Here is an 18,844-nt window from a genome sequence, read left to right as displayed (position 1 = left end):
GCATTTTGTATTATAAGGTATGGATAAAACTAGAAATCGCAGTAATTAAAGATTTTTATGGGCAGTTTCCTTCGTCCTCATTAATGCTAATAATGCGACTAAAGCTGCTGCCATTAAATAGAAGGCTGGTGCAAATTGATTGTCGGTTTGTATAATTAGAAAAGTTGCAATAAATGGGGCAGTTCCTCCAAAGATCGCGTTTCCTAAATTAAAAGATAATCCGAAACAAGTATAGCGGACTTTTGTTGGGAACATTTCAGTAAGGAAGGTCGCTAAAACCCCATCATTACCGGCTAATATTGCTCCAAGTAAGATTAATGCTATTACAGGCCAAATGCCGCCAAGTGTCAGCATTAAAAATGCAGGGTATGATAACACAATGAATGATATACAAGCTCCGATAAGAACTGGTTTTCTGCCGACACGATCCGCTAGTGCTCCAACCATTGGAAGGAAGATCACATAAGTAGCCAGCGAGACAAGCGTTGTAAGGATACCTTTTGTTCCAGTGAAATTTAGCTCGTTTGTAAGATAAGTAGGCATATAGCTTAGAATTATATAAAAACCAGCAGCGTTAAGCAAGACAACACCAAAAGCAACGATAATTTGTTTCCAGTTAAGTTTAACTGTCTGGACAATCGGTAATTGTTCCTCACTATGTCCGATTTCATTAAAGACTGGTGTATCTTCAAGTTTCATACGCAAATAAAGGGCGATTAAACATAATGGACCTGCTAATAGAAATGGAATTCTCCAGCCCCAAGCTTGCATTGCCTCTTGGGATAGCGAAGCTTCAAGTATAAAAGCAGCTAGAGCACCAAGCATGAGTCCCGCAGCTGTACTTGCCGGCACCATACTGACAAGCAAGCCCCTGCGTTTTTTAGGAGCATATTCGGCAATAAACAGGGAAGCCCCGGCATATTCACCAGATGCGGAAAAACCTTGAACAATACGGCACAAAAGGAGAAGTAACGGTGCTGCAATTCCTATCGTTGCATAATTAGGTATGATTCCGATGGCAAATGTTGAGAGTGACATTAAAAGCAGTGTCAGGATCAAGATCTTTTTCCGTCCAAGCTTGTCCCCGTAATGACCCCAAATAATCCCGCCTATTGGCCTTGCTATAAAGGATACGGCGAAAACACCGAATGTTGCGAGCAAAGCTAATTTTGGGTTGCCTGCGGGGAAAAATACAACAGCGATAATTGTCGCCAGATACCCATAGGATGCATAGTCAAACCATTCAATTAAATTTCCAATCGATGCGCCCATTACAGCCCTTTTGACATCGGAAGGCTTAACTTCTACCCTATTTCCTGGTTGTACAACATGTTCAATTTTCATTATTATTACCTCCATTTCCTATTTAATTGAAAATTACTATTATTCTGACAATTTTTACCGAAAAAGAAAATTTTGATTTGGGTATTTAAGAAAATTGGACAAAGAGGAAATAAAACCTGGGTGTTGTAAGGGAGAAATTGAGGAACCAATCATCCTTTCTAATTAATTTATCTACCAAATACTAAAGTTAAAACTTTAAGAATTCCAGCAGTGACATTAATTGTTTTGGGTGGAATAACATTGTTAACAGTATAATAAATTCATTCAGAACAATACTAACATTTTACTAATTACATTTACTATTATACATTTAGGACAAATATTTATTTTTCTTCTTAAAAAATTGTCTATTTAGCACAAATATTTAGCTATATGTTTTTTTGTGGCATATGAATGATCTATACAAATCTAGTTAACATAAAGTCATTTTTCGGAAGTTCCGACACATAAAACCCCTTGGTGGTCAAGGGGTTCCGAATGGGCCATTTTTATCGGTTATACATGATTTTATACATGGTTGATGAATCAACATTTTCGGCTTCTGAAGAAGCCTGGTAGCTACATAAAAAAGGAGTGTTTTATGCAAATTCTTCTTTCACTAAAGCACCCCGTTAGTTTAAGTTCATTTTTTCACATTATTATGGGTTATACATTAAACATTTAAAGAATCAAACTAATAATATAATGACTTTTTCACTCTTAATTGAGGATTCGTGATTAATTTAGCTTTAGCAATCCCTCTCTTAAATCTTACATTGTTTAACCATTCAACCATTGCATTTGCCTCATAATTAGGGTGAATTTTTTTTCCATTTTCTAAAGCCCAATATTCTGTGTTCTTTTCCTCATCAAAAATCCAATTTAGAAAGCCCTCCTGAATACAGTTCATTTTCCTACCTACTTTAGTTGAACAAGAAATGTATTGAATAAAATCGTCACCAAAATCGATTTTAATAATCATAAGAGTTTCAACTCCTTTAAAAATCGTTACTGCTGATTTCAGAAACGTACCCGTTAATTTTATAATAATTTATGAATCTCTTACCGTATTTGAATCATTAATCAATTTACTTATATATCCCACTATGTATTCTCTCTGAGTTTTTTCTTCAATATCATTGTTGTCAACAAGGTCTTCAATAGCCTTATTAATGATGTTCCATAATGGAGTATTTTCAAATTGCTTATATGGATGAGACATTGTATATTTCCTCCTTCACTCAAACCCGGTTAGTCTAGTATTAAACTAATCAGTTGGTTCTTCTGCCTCGAAATAGGAATGCCAATTTTCATAATAATCATTTTCAACTTCTTTCCAAAATGCAACGATTGGAAAACCACGAACAGTCTCAATTTGAACTACGTCGTCAATTATTTCTCTAGCAGATGTTTCTCCAAAATCCCTAACAACTACCTTTTCATCCAAAGGAAAGTCTCGTACTCTAAATTTCTCCATTTCCTCATTGGAATACCCTGCAATATCTCTTAACCAGTAAATAGCAACTTCTTTACTATGACTTATCACAACTTGAGTAACCTGGAATTTAAAATCATCAGTTATTGCATAGGTTTTTAATTCTTTAACCTTTTTCATTGAATTAATACTCCTAAATTAAGATTCTCTAACCTTTTATGCCCATTATATTATATTTTGGTTCTTCAACTAAACAGCCCGTTACTACAATAAGAAATAGGCTTTACTCATTTTCAAGTAAAGCTCCCCTTTAGTTTAGGTACAATTCTTCACAAACTATCTTTGGTATAAGAAAAGGAGGTGCCGCAGCTATTATCCTTTGTTTATCTATAGTTCAATAAAGTCAATTTGTATTGTCAGTAAAAATAGTATCGACAATCTTATTAATGTGAATTTCTGCTGTATTTAATGGATGGATATTCAAATCCTCATTTTGAATGATCATAGGAAGTTCTGTGCAACCCAATACGATTCCTTGTATTCCGTCTCTATCGATCATTTTATTGATTATATTTAAAAAACCTATTTTTGTTTCGTTGTTCACAATGCCATTCTCTAATTCTTCAACAATTTTTCTGTGGATGTATTCCTGTTCCGTTTACTGGCTGACCTTATAATACGAAAGCACCCGTTAGTTGAAGTGAATATTTTCACAATTTGACTACCATGATTTATTGAGTTACGCTTTTGTTACTATAAAAGAAAGGCTGAAGATAATGATTCGTCGTTTGAAAAAGTTTAAAAATGTAGCTGTGGGATTAAGCTTCTAAGTAAATCGTATAATCTATAATACTTAGAAGCGAGGTATAATTATGAAACAACATTTATTTAATCATTGGTCTGAAATAAAGTATTTAAAAGATATAGTGACAAATCCACTTATTGAAGTAGGTGAGTATTCCTATTATTCAGGGTATTATGGAGATCAAAACTTTGAAGATGGTTGTGTAAGGTATCTATGGGGTGATATTCAATCTCGGGAACTATTCAATCCTATTGAACAATATGGTTGGCAACTAGATAAACTTATTATTGGAAATTATGTTTGTATTGCTAGTGGAGTAGTTATTTTAATGGGAGGCAACCATAACCACCACTCTGAATGGGTTACGGTTTATCCATTTGTTGAGCAATTAGAACAATCATATGAACCAAAAGGTGATACAGTCATAAAAAGTGATGCTTGGATTGGTATGAACGCTATAATAATGCCAGGTGTTACGATCGGTGAAGGTGCAATCGTTGCAGCAGGCTCTGTCGTCTCAAAAGATGTTCCACCATACACAATTGTTGGTGGAAATCCTCCAAAAGAAATAAAAAAAAGATTCACCGATTCAGAAATTAATATGTTAATGGAAATGCGTTGGTTTGATTGGGATCGAAAAATAATTGAAAGAGCAGTGCCTCTTTTGTCAAGTTCATCCATAGAAAAGTTATTTGATTTTTATAACAGTGAAGTAAAGTAAAAATAGTCTCGTTCGAAAAACTACATTCTAAATAGAGTGTAGTTTTTTTGACATACACCAGACTAAATCTATTTTATATTCTTTAACTATTCTGCCCGTTACTACAATAAGAAATAGGCTTTACTCATTTTCAAGTAAAGCCCCCCGTTAGTGTAAGTACAATATTTCACAAACTTTTCCTTATTAAGAGAAAGTTGGTTTAAGTACCCGTTTAGTTTTTACCACTCTCTCCATTCTTCGGTTATGTCTCCTTCGACTTTTAAACCAGCTATACGGTCAGCTTCAGTAATAAATTCATATAGTTCTTCTCTCTCCATCGTCTCAATAAAGTAACTGTATTTGTCATTTAATTCATTTAATTGAATTACGACTTCTTTAACATTTTCCAGTATTTCTCCCTTTTTTGGCTTAACTCCAAGTTTTTTAAAATTATTAATGAAGGAGTCAAGAACCTTGTTAGTAGCTTCAATGTTTTTTAAAGTGAATATATCATCACCATCAGCCATTCTCTTTTTCCATTCATTTGTAGGTTTAATTAAGTCTTGAAGACCTGTGTTTACTTCACGGTGAGTTATAAGTTTTTGTTTCGAATAATAAACATTCTCAATTCCTTCACAAACAGTTAAGTACAAAACTTCACAAACTGCTTCTAAACTCTAACATACATATCCCATTTTCTTTAAAGTCTTATTCAACTAAATGGCCCGTTTGTTGAATAAGAAAAGCGCCCCTTCTCTATTGAAGCATCGCATCATCTATGTTGCTATGCTTCATCACAAGACATGCAAATAAATTACGTTCTTTTATGTGTCCATATAATATGAAGATACACGAAATAAAACGATCCTTGTTATATCAAGGTTTAGCGTTTTTTCGATCCTTAATTGTTGAAAATCTTAATTACTAAGTCTTGTTAAACCAATTTATACATAAGAATGTCATCTACATATAAGTCCTCTTTAAACTTTACTTCTTTAATTTTACGTCCTTCCTCAACAAATCCCATACTTTTGTACAAGCCGATAGCCCGCTGATTTGTTGATAAAACACCTAAACTTATTTTCTCTATTAATGGGTTCTGTTCCGTCCAGTTTAAAAGTTCTTTAATCAGGAGTTTACCAATACCCCTATCACGATACGCTTTATTGACCATTGCCGTAAAAGAACCAGTGTGAGAAAGCCTTTTGGTATTTTTTGAGCGAAAGACAATTAAACCAACAACTTTTCCTTCAGTTTCCGCTACAATTAACGTTTCTCTTTCATTCACTAAAATTCTCTGGATCCAGTTTCTTAGTTGCTCAGTTGTCTCTTCAAACTCTTCTATAACAGAAATCATAAACTCGCTTTCTGAAAGAACTTCCCTTTGAAGTTCTTTCACGGATTCTGCATCATCTAAATTTCCTGTTCTAAGGGAAACTTGAGTATTATTTTTTGTCATCATGTTTACCTCCTTTACCATTACTTATCTTAAATAACAATTCCACAAATAGTAGTAGATACCCTTTTTCATTAACCTGCAACGTTACTTTAAGTACAAAGCTTCACAATCTCTTCTAAGCTCTAACATACATATCCTATTTTCTTTAAAGGAGTTCCTCCACAATCTGGCCCTATAACGGAAAAAAGCGATCTTCTATATTGAAGAATCGCGCCCGATTGTTGAAAATCGGTATTTAACTAAAGCGCTGTTAGTATAAACCCTTATTTTCTGACTATTTGATTATATCTCCAATTTTAAATATATACTCATCTGGCAACTTATCACGCTGACGTGAAATCTCTGCTCTCAAGCTCCCTCTCCCTTTTATTAATATTTCTTCTTTTTTTATTAAAATATTTCCAAAGCTATAAGGAGCCCAATATGTATGTATAAAGTCGATATGAGCTTCACCAGATTTTCCATTTTTCAAATCTGTCAATCTTAATTTATATTCTGCTTTTGACAAGTGGGATTGAGGGACCTTGTAAATAATTTCAGCTAGGAAATTATTGTTTTGTTTTGAAGTATATATTAGTTCTATATTTACTCCATTTTCCTTTATATGTTGAATTATTTTTTCAATTTTTTCTTTCTCTAAATGATCAAAATCAGCAATTAGTCTTAATCCATTACTAATACACTCTAACAACATTTTCGATTTAGTCTCTTCATCGCTTGACAAGTATGTAGATAAATTTAATGTCGCATATGTGTACTTGTGCCAAGTTTCTAATGCAAGTTCCTGCTTTGCCTGTTCCATTGTTTCGCCAATATTGATATATATTTCATCATAATTCGGAAGCTTAACTTCTCTTCTCCGTAGTAAATTACTGAATAATTCTGAATAAATATAATTATAAGGTACTAAAGTCCCATCAACAAATTGGTCATATACTCTAATACCTACTATTTTTTTAGTTAATGGCTGTGGATTAATTGAATAGCTGTACATTAAGCAATCAGATCTTTTTGAACGATTTTGGAATTTTATATTCTGTTGATTCTTAGCGTATTTATTTAGTTCCTCAAAAGATATTGGCGCAAAACTTTTACACTCCTTAAAGTCTGCTAGTAATTCTTCCACATGATAATCCAGCGGTTCTTTAGCTTCGATAGAATACACATTTTTGATTGCTTCCTCAATTTTTTCTAATCCACTTTGAAAAACTTCAATATTTAATTGGTTATTATTCATAAAAGTCCCAGATAACTCTACCTCGGCTATTGTTTTATAGAGTACTTTTAGCTTTAATTTTTTTGAAGTTGGACGATTATTGATAAATCTAACAAGTATACACTCATAAGAGTGTCCATGAAATTTACCTATCAAATGCTCATTTAAAAAAGTATCCAATAAACGTAAGGATACATTTTCTAATTCTTTACTTTTGAAGTCTTTAAATTCAATAAGGAACCTCATTTCAACACCCTTTTCATTGTAAATAATTTTCATGGCTAACTTGCTCTTTAGTTTAATTATTTTTTCTTCACAACCCATTCCTAATATTAACATGATCTCTCTCAACGTTATTCAACAATATGGCCCTATAACGGAAAAAAGCGATCTTCTTTATTGAAGAATCGCGCCCGATCGTATTATAAGGTCAGCCAGAAAATATTTCTGGTTGACCATTTTTTATATCGATATATGATAACGGTAACCGGGGTAGAACGTTCGCGCCCGTGGGGCTAAGACCCCGTCTGCAAAACAGTTCGCCCCCTACTTGTAGAAACATGTTTGAGGCTGGTTGGGACAATGATCTCGTATAACAAGCGAAGCTATGACACTATGAGGAGGATTTAGGGGTTACCGGCAATTATATTTTTGAAGGAGGAATTTTAATGAATCCAGTCGTTGGTCTGGATGTTGCAAAAGGTGAAAGTCAAATTCAAGCATACTTGGAAAGAAAGAAGCCCTACAAGAAAAGTTTCAAAGTAAAACATGATCTTGATGGGTTAGCTAGTTTATTAGATTTTATTAAAGAGATAGAATATATTTCAGGAGAACGTCCCCCTCTTGTAATGGAATCAACGGGTCATTATCATACACCGGTTGTTCAATATTTTGAGGACAAAGGCTATTTAATCATTATTGTAAATCCACTCATCTCCTATAAAGCAAAAAGTTCTAGTTTGCGAAAGGTAAAAACAGATATCATTGATGCCAATCACCTCTGCGAGCTGTATTATAAAGAGGATTTAGAGCCTTATAAAAAGCGTGGTATCCAACTTGTGAACTTACGTCATCTTACGAGACAGCACGATAATATTACAGGAATGTTTGTACAAACCAAGCTACAATTTCAGGCAGTTTTGGATCAAGTTTTTCCTGAATATAGTAAAGTTTTTGGAGATTTATATTCTGACGTTTCTTTAAAAACATTACAAGCATTTCCTACTTCAGAAGATGTCTTGAAAAGCGATGCTGAAACATTAACAACTAAAATAAAAGAATTCTGTAATACTCGTTCACTACAATGGGCAAACAAACAGGCTGAAAAGCTAATGACTGCCGCGGCTCAAAACCCATTTCAGAAGGCTTTATACTCTAGTCTTGCCCTAAGCTTAGATATGTATATTAATATGCTCTTTGAACACAAAAAACATCTATCCATGCTTGAAAATGAGATAGATGCTTTAGCAAAAAGTATTGAAGAATCTAAGATTATCCGATCAATTCCCGGTATCGGTGAAAAAATCGCAGCCACGATTATTTCTGAAATTGGGGAAATTGAAAGGTTTAATCACCCTAAGAAGCTAGTCGCATTTGCCGGTCTTGATCCAAGTGTCTTTGAATCTGGCACATTCAAAGGTACTTACAATCGAATTACCAAAAGAGGCTCTAGCAGACTACGTCAAGCTTTGTATATGGCTGTTAAATGTGCTATTCGTGACTGTCGTAAACAGAAAACAACGGATGAAATCCTTCCCCGTAATAAGAGATTACGAGCGTTTTATGATAAAAAACGGGAAGAAGGAAAACCTTTTAGAGTAGCTGTGATAGCTTGTGCAAACAAACTCTTACATTGGATTTATGCACTTTTAAAAACCAAAACTTCTTTCCTAGACTTAGCTTAATTTAACAATTTAACCAAGTGGGCCAGAACTTTCCAAATATAGTATTTGGACGGTTATTTGGTATGCACAAATTTAGTATAACATGATATTTTTAATATTTTTATTGAAAAATATTGACAACTATTGGCTGGTTTTGTTGAACGAGAAATGTAAGTTGTCTTACTTTCTCATTTAATATTGGTTTTCCAGCCTTTTTGTAGTTGTTTTCGGATGTAAACAATTTGTCCAATATGGTAAGCGTTATGCGTGGACATATTCCCCAGTAACCCCCACCACTTTGCAGTCTCTGGTAAACCATTCACTTCACTTTCTACCTTTTCTTCAGTTAGTAGATCTTGCCACTGAAGCAGAACCTCTAGGAGGCACTCTTTTAAGTCAGCAAATCTTTTATTTTCCGGAACAATAAAGCTTTTATTATTATCACCTATTGGCGCAACAGCATTCACATGAGATTTTTCATACCTCTTTTGCCATGTCTCATTCCAGTAAAGTAGATGTTGCACAATTTCAGCGATACTGTTACTTTCATCGTTGGGTTTCCAAAACGCTTCTTCCTCTGACAAGTTTGCTACTGATTCCGAAAACGGAACGTAAAAGCTAGGGTCGTTTGCATTTGCTAACAACTGATCGACCAAAACATCTTTAGCATGTGACATATCAGTCACACTCCCTTTTAATTATATCTTTTCTATTTCGGTGCTCTTTTGAATTCTCCTGCTTTATTCCGTTAAATGGCCCGATTGCGGAACAAGGAGAATTCTGCTTTCATTCAGAACTTTTGATCAGACTTTTTTACAAACGGTTAAACTTTGTTTTAAACGATCGAACTTTATTTTAAATCCACATCACCACGTGCCTTTTAACTTATTCCAAAGCTACATTAATTTTATATTCCTAAAGAAAGCATTTATATATAGCTAAGGGAAGACCTAAACGAAAGTCGAAACATAACTTTCTCTTCAATAACACCCAACTAATAGTATGTTGTCACCTGGTCTGATTCTGAAAGGAATCGGACCAGGGCGGCTTTAGGGCGTAACTTTGGAATAAAGTTTGATTAATTTAATTTAAAAAACCTTGATATAAAATCAAATAGAAAAAGCGTGTTTTGAAAAAAGATTGATCAATACACGCTTTTTCTAAATTCAATTGAATCAATAAAAAAGTTTGATAATTTTTATGATCCCTGCTCCATTAATCCTTGGTTGCGTTTTTAAATTCTTTTAATGTGTTACCAAAGGCACATCCAACTTCGGGGAGTTTTGACGGCCCAAAAATAATAAGGGCAATTACTAATATAAGTATTAATCCAGGAACCCCCATGTTTGGGATTTTATCAATTCCTCTCTGTTATATTTTTTATGCAAAGAGCTTTTGCCATGTTGAAGGACCAGGAATGCCATCTGCATCACTTCCAGACCAACCTTGAGCACGTTGGAAAGCAGCGCAAGCTTGACGGTCTGCCTCACTCCACTTTGGACCTGCTCCGACAGAATAATACCGACTATACCCTTTGTTAATTAATCGTTTACCAAGGGTTGTAACATATTCGTTATTTGCTCCAGGGCCAAAGAAATGGCTTCCGGGAAATATCGAAACATTTGGGGTGCTACCAACTATATCAAACAATCTTTGCCATGTCGTAGGACCTGGATATCCATCTGCATCGTTGCCTGTCCAACCTTGTCCTCTTTGGAACTCTTGACAGTTTAGGCGATCTGCTTCACTCCACGCTGGACCTGGTCCAACGGTATAGTGTCGACCAAATCCAGCCTTTACTAACTGAACACCCAATAATTTAACGTATTGGTTAGAGGCTCCAGCCTTAAAATATTGTGCACCTGGAAATGCTGGCGGCCAGTCGCTTCCACCACTTCCGCCACCACCATAATAGATGGCACTAAGCCGCTCCCATGTAGATGTTCCAGGAATACCATCTGCGCCACTTCCACTCCAGCCTTGTGCTCTTTGAAAAGCTGCGCATGCTTGCCGGTCTGTTTCCGTAAAGCGAGGACCTGCTCCTACTTGATAAAAATTACCATATCCTGCTTTTATTAGCATTTTCCCTAATAGCGTGACATAGTTATTGTAGGCACCAATATAGAAATACCTTGCTCCTGGGAAAGAAGTGGGGTTATCCACAGTTCCACTGTTACCGTAAGGAGGTGGTACCGGCTTAACGCCCCCAGGGGATCCGCTGCTATAAAATTCATAGTAAGGAAGAGCAAATCCCACTATTTTCGAATCAGAAAGACGGCGATAACGACGAAACACGCCTTGAATTTCCTCTCCTTTAGAGGGGGTGTAAGTATTCCCTTCTACTGTAAGAACTGCTTGTTCCCCAGGATAATATTGCTCAACGATGCCTATATGAGAGTCACCACTAAAAAAAATAAGGCATCCTGTCGCTCTGGCAACTTTCTTGGAGTCATTCCCGATATAATTGATGAATCCTGATTTAGTAAAATATTCACCAAAAGTATCATGAAACCATCGATGCTCTCTTACTGCAGCACTGCGAGCAAATAGTGGACGGTGTTCCCCATTGAATTCCATATTTCCTGATTTAGCAGCACACCAGCTCACAAAAATGGCACACCATGGCTGATTGTTTAGACCAAACCATCTCCCATACTTATTGTCATTATTATTCCCTTCTAATGTGCCAATCTGAGATATGGCTGTGTTGACCATATTAATTCGTAAGGACATAAAAACTCCCCCCTGATTTATTATTCAATTTCATTGATTTAAATTATAAATGGTCTCTACATCCATCAGGAGAACATTTGGGTCTTGAGGTAGTTCAATTTCCATTTCTAAAATTGTATCGCCCCATGTACCAGGTTCTTTAGGTAAATCTTCTGAATTAACTTCAGATGTAGCTTTCGTTTCGTTTAATCCTGCTAAAGCTTTAATAGGTAAACTAGCTGCTGTCGCAGTTACTAAACCAGCTCCTAGATAACCTAAAAACTTACGTCTACTTAAATTTTTCTTAGCCACTATTTCCATCCTCCCCCAATTAAACTCTATTGATATAGGTCATAGTAAATAGAATATTAAATTCATTCAGAATATTCGGATGTTTATCTTCCTCTTCCAAAATTATACTTTATCTTAAAAATAATGTAATGAGCATTTTAGATCTCTTTTAAATATAGTAAATATTACATTATTTTGTAGGTAAGTAGGGTAAGGAAAAACTAGTTATTGAGGATTAATTGATAGTGACAGGTCACTTTGAATACCAACAAATATAAGACTCTTTTTTATTAATGGAATGGTCGTAATGCTTAAGTAAGGGTATTGCTTTTCTTGTTTAACAAACGGGTAATTAGTCCCAGGATGAATTAGTATGCATATTTTTAGAATAGTATGAAATATTTTAAGTCTTTATTGAAAAATGTTGACAAACTATTAGCTGGTTTAACGGAAGATCGTTCAACAGTATTAAGAGCTTCTAGCCTTAAGATATTACAGAAAATCTTGTTATAATTGAGTAACGGGTAATCTCGGATTATTTAATCCGCCCTTTTCCAGTCAATTTTATTAGGAGGAGTTTATTATAGAAAAATTACTTACTTTCCCAAACACTAAAACAAACATAATTTATTATTCTCTTTGCTCACTTCATTTTATATTCTCCTTTCGATAGGTTAATATCAATATGAAGGCTAAGTGAAAACTTAAAAAAGTCGACACATAGCTTGTATGTCCAGAAGTTAAAACTTTATAGACACAGTGAATAATAGTGCTAATTTTTCTGTCACTTTATTGGGTAATTTGCAACTGTTTAAATTGCAATTTTTCACTTCAAAATACGCCTATTCTAAACAATAAAACCACTTATCCAAGTTGTGATCTGGTAACAAGCGCTTTATGTTTTATTTTAGAGGTTTTTCTAAATAGCGGTAAATGGTTATTCGAGATACGCCCCATTTTTCCGCCACATCTTTAATTGATGTACCATTTTCAATGAGCGATTTCATCATTTCAATATCTTTCGCTTCCAGTTTCTCCGGACGTCCCCCAAGACGACCACGCGCTCTAGCTGCTGCTCGTCCTGCGGCTGAGCGTTCCTCGATCAGATTCCGTTCAAATTCTGCAAAGGCAGCGAAGAGGTGGAACATTAATTGTCCCGTTGCGTTGCTTTTATCCATCGTTAGGTTTTCTTGCAGGCTGTGAAAGCCTACACCTCGTTCGTTCAAAGTATTCACAATCTGTATTAAGTCTTGCAAGTTACGACCAAGACGATCTAATCGCCAAACAACAATGGTATCGCCTTCACGTGCATATTGAAGTGCTTCCTCCAAACCCGGACGCTGCTTTTTCGCTCCACTCATCTTATCGTGGAAGATTTTTCCACAGACATGTTACGCTAACGCGTCCATTTGTAAATCTAAATTTTGTAACCCTGTCGAAACGCGCGCATATCCAATTAACACCAGTAATCACTCTTTTCTCATTTTTCCTTTAAGTTCAAGTTGAAACATAAGATAGAATTCGATATGTTATTGAACATAGAATAATGAACAGAGTTTTGTAACAGATATAGCCATAAAAACATTCATTTCAACGGGAATCTAAGTGTGTTCAGAAAAGGACGAGTTTTGGAACATAGATGGTAGATGTACAATCTAAAAATGTAAAGGAGGCACTACTTAAATTGCAGTACCTCCTTTTAACTACACCGTTAGTCGATAAGTTAATAAAAACTAAAAAAGCCCATACGGAAAACCCGCAGGGCTAATATCGATTAATCCAGTTCTCTTTCCTCAAAATTGTAATCGACTTCTTTTGGTGCAACTTTAGCCTTTTCTAATGCTGGAGTATCAGGGCGAGCAATTTGATATATAGCAGCACCTACAATATTAGATACTTCTTTTAGCTTATCTAAACTAATTTTGTCTAAGGTATCTTGTGGCGAATGATACCATGGTTCTACTGGCGCATGGATAAACAATGCAGCAGGAAGTCCTATTTCCGCAAATGGAACGTGATCACTTCGCCCTTCCATACCGTAAGGAGTTGCTTCTCCCGTCTTGGCTAAACGAGCACCTGCTGATGCTCCTAAATCCGTCACGATATTTTTCTCACCGGCATTTGTGTACATAATTAATGGACCAGCATCCTTACTTCCAACCATATCCATTTGGAACATTCCGACTGTGCGATAATAGTCTTCATCAGTCATACTTTTAACAAATTCATATGAACCTAATAACCCATTTTCTTCAGCCCCAAAGGTAACAAAACGAATGTCGGTATCGGTTTGAGCATTCGCAAATACTCGTGCCAACTCAAGCACAGTAGCTGTACCCGAAGCATCGTCATTTGCTCCCGGCGCTCCATCTACAGAATCATGATGAGCACCAACAAGAACCAATTGATTCTTCGATTTTTGAGTCGCTGCTTTTGTTGCTATCACATTATGAGAAATTGCCTTATTTGTTTGAGCTCCCTCTATTTTCAAGGTGGCCGTTACGGTTTCACCCTTTTTCAGACGTTCCTCTAAAGCAAATCCTTGATCGTAAGTGATGGCTAGAGATGGAACATAATCATCATTGGGTTCACCGAGTGTTCCACTGATTACGCCATCAGTATTGTTATAAATAATGACAGCAGAAGCTCCTGCCGCCGTAGCGTTCAAGATTTTATCAGCGAAGGTATAGGTACCACGTTTGATCAGAGCGATCTTCCCTTTTACATCTTTTCCCTCAAAATCACTTAGTGCTCCTAAACCAACGTAAACTAGCTCATTAGTTACCTCCCCATTTACACCATAGGTAAAGCTGATCGGTGCAGGTTCGAAGGTCATACCATCAACACTTAATTCAATTAAACTAGGTTCTATATAACTATTAATATCGAATGCTTGCACTTCCGTTTCATATCCATAAGACTCAAATTGGCGCTTTATGTATTCCACCGCTACGTCCTCACCTGGTGTTCCAGCAACACGTGGATTCTTTGAAAGCTCAGCAATATGATTGTAAATGTTTTCTTCCTTAATCCGTTTGACAATCTTGTTGTCAAACGCTTGATCCGATTGTAGATTTGCTTTCTGTGCTGGTGCGGCCCATACAGCAGTTCCCCCAAAGGAAAGGCTAGCTGCAAGTAAAATGGATAAGGATGTTTTTCTTATCAATGTGGTACCCCCTTTTCATTTCCTTTATTTTCAAAATTTACCACCTATATAAATAGTAAATGGATTTTCATAGTTTGTCCAATATTAAATGTTCATAAAATTTAGAAATTTATTGAGATATCTATCCACTTGTCCCTGATTACAACTGAAGTAAACACCCTACGTGCAATTTTCACCGCATTAGGACACCTTTGCTGAAGCAAAAAAGGCATGAATCAATCTTGCTCTTAACCGTAAAGAACAACGGATTCTTGACAGTGATAAGGATAAATATCAATCTTGCACATCTGCTTGCAAAAATGTATGCATAAGCCACAGACTGTGGTCATCGGGCCACTTAAAGCCGTATAGAATGTAAGAAAGGACGCTCTTCCCTTTCTTACATTCTGTAGTGTTGCGAACCCAATTATGTCTCCAATACTAATCATAGAATTAATTTCCATTTTATGTAATAATTCATTTAATTAAAGATATATAGATTTGAGGTAAGTCTCTTGAAAACTACCACTCTGAACGATGCACCTATTGAAATAGAATTGATGAGAAAAGAACTAATAAAAGCCGGTCTTGAACTCGGCTTAACTGCACCAAAAACGTTATATTTAAGTCAAAAGCTAGATAAGCTAATGATTGTAAGCATTTGCTCCAAATGCATTCCTTTCTTCCCCGAATAACCTTTCATACGTTTTAGGCTGTTTCAGCAACTATCAAGCAGGTTCGATACCTGATTTAAATCAAGAAAAAAAACGAATGTTTTTTCCCTCAATCCGTGAAGCTTTCCCTGGTCCTGATCCACCCCATTAAAAAAGGTCAATTGTAGGAATCGACCTTTTTTATTTAATCTTGTTCAGGAAAGCACCCGTTACCTTAATAACAGACTTCCCCTCCAGGCAAATACATCAAATCCATCGTCCCCTAGTAGTGACCAATCCTCAGGGGAAGTCGAAATTGATTATCAATTTTTAATTCCGGCCTTCTGGGACCCTTTCCTCTAATTCTGCCTGTTTGTTTTTGGCCATTAATAACTGTTTAATTTTGTGAAAACTGAAGAGCAAATCGGTTATTTTTATTCCTAAAATCAACCTAAATAGGAAAATTTAAGGATAACAAATTTAGTAATTAATCACTATGTACATGCCCCCATTTTAATTGTAATATTTTCCTTGTAGTGAATTTATCGAATATTGTTACAATTATATTAAATGGAGGTTATAAAATGAAAAAGAAAGTCATTGCGTTATCTTTATCTGGTTTAATGGTAGTCGGAGGATTTGTAAGCGCTCCCAATTCTGTTGGAGCAGTCGGTGAAGGGCCGAATTATGGCGGAAATGAATCGATTCAGACTTCTATCCTACATACATACAATGAACTAGTTGAATTTCTTAAAACTCAAGATGCAAAACAAAATGATATGGAACTAGAAGTGATTGGTCAAACTGTAAAAGGCCGTGATATTTACCTCGCGAAATATATTTCTAACCCTAGCAATCCTACCATCCTCTTTTTAACCCAACAGCACGGTAATGAACAACTGACGACGGAAGGCGCTCTAGAATTTATAAAACACTTAGGAACGAACAAAATGAAAGGTGTTCTTGATCATGTAAACATCCTTATCGTACCAATGTTAAATGCTGACGGAGCAATGGGTGATGTCAACTTTTCCCTTGATGACTATGTCGCTGACGGCGGAAGGCATTTGACTCGCTATAATGCTGTTGGCGCAGATTTGAACCGTGACCATGTTGCCAAAATACATCCAGAAACTCAAGCATTGCACAATAATGTGTTAAAAAAGTACAAAATAAATTATATGATTGATCTCCATCATCAAGGAACTCAAAGTGAAATAGACGGGAAATATGTATCAGGGTCCATCCTTTATCCGACAAACCGGAATGTAAAGCCGGAAGTCCTAGAACGTTCAAAAAAATTAGGAGCTGTCGTGTTCAATGCTATTAACTCTAAGGGATGGGGGAATATTGGAAAATACAATGGCGGTTCAGAGGAAACAATTGGCCGTAATGGTGCCGCAGTTCAATATGATATTTCAACACTTCTTTTTGAAATGCGCGGCATGTCTGATCACAACTATGAGTCTTACGTGCTTGGACAAAAAAGCAATGGTTATTTGATTAAGCAAACAATAACCACCCTTGATGCAGCAACTAGAGCCATCGCTAATGGTTCAATTGAAAATGTGGATACAAGTTTTTGGAATACCCTTCCAACCCAAACGACTCGGCCTTCTGGAGAAGAAACAGAATAACTCCTTATATCAGCGATGATAGTCAATGTTCATTAGCTAATGATACACAATCAAATTATCTCTATATAAGGTCTTATGTTGACTAATAAAACGTGTACCAATCTAATCGTTGTATAACATCACATTCCTGACGTTACCCCAGTAAACTATATTTAGAGCTTGTTTTAGAGATAGTGATAATTTATTCCTCGTTATATTAGCCTTTGCTATCATGAGCAAAGGCTATATTTTTTGACGAGTTTCTTCTTTTAGATGTTATATTGTCTTTTAAATTCAAAAATCTCATCAACAGCCTGTTGATACCTCGCCGATTTTTGCAAGGATTCTTTCATTTTTGCCGCAGCTTTATGGAATGATGACTGATTTAACAAATGGTCTGCGGATTCACGCAGCTGATTTGCATTCAAACCTTGCATTTGTAATTGAATGCCGACTGCTATATTGGCACCCCAAAAACTTACGGCAAGAACGAGTTCGATCTCTTCCGCCGTATGACCGCAACACCTAGGAGTAAAACAGGAATGAGCAACTGAACCGTTAAAAAATAAAAGGGCATAGTTGTACCCATTCCTTGAATCATTTCCTCAAACGAGGGGATTGACCAGACTGAAAAGATAATAATTAAAAAACCAATTGGTAATACAAACTGTTTATAACTGGGCAGTGTTAGCCATTGTGAAGTGCCAAGTGTAAGCATATAAAAAAAGGAGGAAAGTTGTACGAAACCACCAAGAACCCAAAAGGCGATGACCATTGACTCAATATGCTCAAAAAAAGAACCGACACTTATAAATCTTGCAGCCTCAAACACAGGGAAATATAGGTTAGAAATAATTCCTCCAAATAATAAAAGATTCCCAAGATTAATAAATACCATGGTTAAGACACTGGCAATGACAGAAAACATTCCCCACTTCATAACCTTTTGTTGATTCGTTAAAAACGGAATCAGGAATGACATCAATGAAAATTGACTTAACCAGGCATGTGGTGCAATGGATCCTTTAATAGAGGGCATTATCCCATCTTGCATGATTGGAAATATATTTTTTACATTTAAATCAGGAATAAGAAAGACATAAATCAGTATATAGAGAGCTAAAACAATCGGCAAAAAGATTGTAGCACATCTTCCAATCGTTTCAATGCCCCCGTGGACAGCAATCGCGCAAGAAAGGGCAATACTACCGGTAACAAAAATGATTGGCGTTTTATGCAAAAAAGCACTTTCAATGAACTCACCATATTCCCTAAATGCGATAGCAGTATCGTGTAATAGAAAAAACAAGTAAATGAACGAGATAATTTTGCCAAGGGTCCGACCAAGAATAAGTTCACCATATTCGATTAGTGTTTTCCCTGGATATAACTTAGAAAGCTTTACAATAATCATGACGATGAGAAAGCCGCTCAAAGAACCCCATATGGGAGACAACCACAAATCACGCTTTGCATGCTGTGATGTGACATATGGGATGTAAAGAATGGCCGTGGCTACAACTGTTGCATACATAATGAGGGCTAGCTCTAAGTAAGAAATTCTACCTTTTTCAATCATATTTGTTCATTCCTTTTCTAAAAGGAG

The 18,844-nt window shown here is 35.9% G+C and carries 18 protein-coding genes and 1 pseudogene; 4 read left to right on the top strand and 15 right to left on the bottom strand.

Annotated features, from left to right (window positions below):
* Window positions 1-45: 45 nt before the first annotated feature.
* The 5 genes from HNP81_RS17720 to HNP81_RS17700 form a co-directional block, all read right to left on the bottom strand.
* On the bottom strand, window positions 46-1,344 hold the full coding sequence (locus HNP81_RS17720; RefSeq protein WP_182503478.1) for an MFS transporter: 1,299 nt from the start codon (window positions 1,342-1,344) through the stop codon (window positions 46-48).
* Between the two features lie 673 nt (window positions 1,345-2,017).
* Complete coding sequence (locus HNP81_RS17715; RefSeq protein ID WP_182503477.1) at window positions 2,018-2,305, bottom strand: hypothetical protein; 288 nt, start codon at window positions 2,303-2,305, stop codon at window positions 2,018-2,020.
* Window positions 2,306-2,374: 69 nt separating this feature from the next.
* Complete coding sequence (locus HNP81_RS17710) at window positions 2,375-2,545, bottom strand: hypothetical protein (RefSeq protein WP_182503476.1); 171 nt, start codon at window positions 2,543-2,545, stop codon at window positions 2,375-2,377.
* Between the two features lie 45 nt (window positions 2,546-2,590).
* Window positions 2,591-2,938: a hypothetical protein gene (locus HNP81_RS17705; RefSeq protein ID WP_182503475.1), complete on the bottom strand. Its 348-nt coding sequence runs from the start codon at window positions 2,936-2,938 to the stop codon at window positions 2,591-2,593.
* Between the two features lie 223 nt (window positions 2,939-3,161).
* Window positions 3,162-3,362, bottom strand: a complete 201-nt coding sequence (locus HNP81_RS17700) for a hypothetical protein (RefSeq protein WP_220478621.1) — start codon at window positions 3,360-3,362, stop codon at window positions 3,162-3,164.
* 268 nt (window positions 3,363-3,630) lie between these two features.
* On the opposite strand from HNP81_RS17700, the gene HNP81_RS17695 reads away from it, so the two are divergent.
* On the top strand, window positions 3,631-4,284 hold the full coding sequence (locus HNP81_RS17695) for a CatB-related O-acetyltransferase (RefSeq protein ID WP_182503474.1): 654 nt from the start codon (window positions 3,631-3,633) through the stop codon (window positions 4,282-4,284).
* A gap of 218 nt (window positions 4,285-4,502) precedes the next feature.
* On the opposite strand, the gene HNP81_RS17690 is transcribed toward HNP81_RS17695, so the two are convergent.
* From HNP81_RS17690 to HNP81_RS17680, 3 genes are all read right to left on the bottom strand, one after another.
* Window positions 4,503-4,790 carry a hypothetical protein gene (locus HNP81_RS17690; protein WP_182503501.1) on the bottom strand — a complete coding sequence of 96 codons (288 nt, stop codon included), beginning with the start codon at window positions 4,788-4,790 and terminating at the stop codon, window positions 4,503-4,505.
* Between the two features lie 407 nt (window positions 4,791-5,197).
* Window positions 5,198-5,725, bottom strand: a complete 528-nt coding sequence (locus HNP81_RS17685) for a GNAT family N-acetyltransferase (RefSeq protein WP_312859697.1) — start codon at window positions 5,723-5,725, stop codon at window positions 5,198-5,200.
* Window positions 5,726-5,996: 271 nt separating this feature from the next.
* The gene (locus HNP81_RS17680; protein ID WP_246399421.1) at window positions 5,997-7,277 is read right to left on the bottom strand and encodes a hypothetical protein; all 1,281 of its coding nucleotides are present in this window, start codon (window positions 7,275-7,277) and stop codon (window positions 5,997-5,999) included.
* Window positions 7,278-7,606: 329 nt separating this feature from the next.
* Between HNP81_RS17680 and HNP81_RS17675 the strand changes: the two genes are divergently transcribed.
* On the top strand, window positions 7,607-8,842 hold the full coding sequence (locus HNP81_RS17675) for an IS110 family RNA-guided transposase (RefSeq protein ID WP_182503473.1): 1,236 nt from the start codon (window positions 7,607-7,609) through the stop codon (window positions 8,840-8,842).
* Between the two features lie 167 nt (window positions 8,843-9,009).
* Here the strand turns inward: HNP81_RS17675 and HNP81_RS17670 are convergent, their stop codons facing one another.
* From HNP81_RS17670 to HNP81_RS17645, 6 genes and pseudogenes are all read right to left on the bottom strand, one after another.
* Window positions 9,010-9,498, bottom strand: a complete 489-nt coding sequence (locus HNP81_RS17670; protein ID WP_182503472.1) for a DinB family protein — start codon at window positions 9,496-9,498, stop codon at window positions 9,010-9,012.
* Window positions 9,499-10,036: 538 nt separating this feature from the next.
* Entirely contained in the window at window positions 10,037-10,165 is a 129-nt protein-coding gene (tatA, locus tag HNP81_RS17665; RefSeq protein WP_182503471.1) for a twin-arginine translocase TatA/TatE family subunit, read from the bottom strand.
* A gap of 36 nt (window positions 10,166-10,201) precedes the next feature.
* Entirely contained in the window at window positions 10,202-11,554 is a 1,353-nt protein-coding gene (locus HNP81_RS17660) for a peptidoglycan-binding protein (RefSeq protein ID WP_182503470.1), read from the bottom strand.
* A gap of 30 nt (window positions 11,555-11,584) precedes the next feature.
* On the bottom strand, window positions 11,585-11,845 hold the full coding sequence (locus HNP81_RS17655; RefSeq protein WP_182503469.1) for a twin-arginine translocation signal domain-containing protein: 261 nt from the start codon (window positions 11,843-11,845) through the stop codon (window positions 11,585-11,587).
* A gap of 881 nt (window positions 11,846-12,726) precedes the next feature.
* Window positions 12,727-13,287: pseudogene (locus HNP81_RS17650) on the bottom strand (recombinase family protein).
* Window positions 13,288-13,598: 311 nt separating this feature from the next.
* On the bottom strand, window positions 13,599-14,987 hold the full coding sequence (locus HNP81_RS17645; RefSeq protein WP_376766764.1) for a M28 family peptidase: 1,389 nt from the start codon (window positions 14,985-14,987) through the stop codon (window positions 13,599-13,601).
* 497 nt (window positions 14,988-15,484) lie between these two features.
* Between HNP81_RS17645 and HNP81_RS17640 the strand changes: the two genes are divergently transcribed.
* Window positions 15,485-15,664 (top strand): aspartyl-phosphate phosphatase Spo0E family protein, encoded by a 180-nt coding sequence (locus HNP81_RS17640; protein WP_246399416.1) that lies wholly within the window; start codon window positions 15,485-15,487, stop codon window positions 15,662-15,664.
* Between the two features lie 542 nt (window positions 15,665-16,206).
* On the top strand, window positions 16,207-17,259 hold the full coding sequence (locus HNP81_RS17635; RefSeq protein ID WP_182503467.1) for a M14 family zinc carboxypeptidase: 1,053 nt from the start codon (window positions 16,207-16,209) through the stop codon (window positions 17,257-17,259).
* 457 nt (window positions 17,260-17,716) lie between these two features.
* On the opposite strand, the gene HNP81_RS17630 is transcribed toward HNP81_RS17635, so the two are convergent.
* A complete protein-coding gene (locus HNP81_RS17630; RefSeq protein WP_182503466.1) occupies window positions 17,717-18,817 on the bottom strand; it encodes a GerAB/ArcD/ProY family transporter in 1,101 nt (366 codons plus the stop codon).
* Window positions 18,818-18,844: the final 27 nt, after the last annotated feature.

The sequence above is a fragment of the Peribacillus huizhouensis genome (assembly GCF_014138605.1).
In the GTDB taxonomy this organism is placed as follows: domain Bacteria; phylum Bacillota; class Bacilli; order Bacillales; family DSM-1321; genus Peribacillus; species Peribacillus huizhouensis.
Note: the sequence above shows the minus strand (reverse complement) of the source record. Positions and strands in the feature narration are given on the sequence as shown.

Excerpts from the sequence above, each read along its gene's own strand:
- HNP81_RS17720 (WP_182503478.1), bottom strand. The coding sequence starts at position 1,344 with ATGAAAATTGAACATGTTGTACAACCAGGAAATAGGGTAGAAGTTAAG.
- HNP81_RS17715 (WP_182503477.1), bottom strand. The coding sequence starts at position 2,305 with ATGATTATTAAAATCGATTTTGGTGACGATTTTATTCAATACATTTCT.
- HNP81_RS17710 (WP_182503476.1), bottom strand. The coding sequence starts at position 2,545 with ATGTCTCATCCATATAAGCAATTTGAAAATACTCCATTATGGAACATC.
- HNP81_RS17705 (WP_182503475.1), bottom strand. The coding sequence starts at position 2,938 with ATGAAAAAGGTTAAAGAATTAAAAACCTATGCAATAACTGATGATTTT.
- HNP81_RS17695 (WP_182503474.1), top strand. The coding sequence starts at position 3,631 with ATGAAACAACATTTATTTAATCATTGGTCTGAAATAAAGTATTTAAAA.
- HNP81_RS17690 (WP_182503501.1), bottom strand. The coding sequence starts at position 4,790 with ATGGCTGATGGTGATGATATATTCACTTTAAAAAACATTGAAGCTACT.
- HNP81_RS17685 (WP_312859697.1), bottom strand. The coding sequence starts at position 5,725 with ATGATGACAAAAAATAATACTCAAGTTTCCCTTAGAACAGGAAATTTA.
- HNP81_RS17680 (WP_246399421.1), bottom strand. The coding sequence starts at position 7,277 with ATGTTAATATTAGGAATGGGTTGTGAAGAAAAAATAATTAAACTAAAG.
- HNP81_RS17675 (WP_182503473.1), top strand. The coding sequence starts at position 7,607 with ATGAATCCAGTCGTTGGTCTGGATGTTGCAAAAGGTGAAAGTCAAATT.
- HNP81_RS17670 (WP_182503472.1), bottom strand. The coding sequence starts at position 9,498 with ATGTCACATGCTAAAGATGTTTTGGTCGATCAGTTGTTAGCAAATGCA.
- tatA (WP_182503471.1), bottom strand. The coding sequence starts at position 10,165 with ATGGGGGTTCCTGGATTAATACTTATATTAGTAATTGCCCTTATTATT.
- HNP81_RS17660 (WP_182503470.1), bottom strand. The coding sequence starts at position 11,554 with ATGTCCTTACGAATTAATATGGTCAACACAGCCATATCTCAGATTGGC.
- HNP81_RS17635 (WP_182503467.1), top strand. The coding sequence starts at position 16,207 with ATGAAAAAGAAAGTCATTGCGTTATCTTTATCTGGTTTAATGGTAGTC.
- HNP81_RS17630 (WP_182503466.1), bottom strand. The coding sequence starts at position 18,817 with ATGATTGAAAAAGGTAGAATTTCTTACTTAGAGCTAGCCCTCATTATG.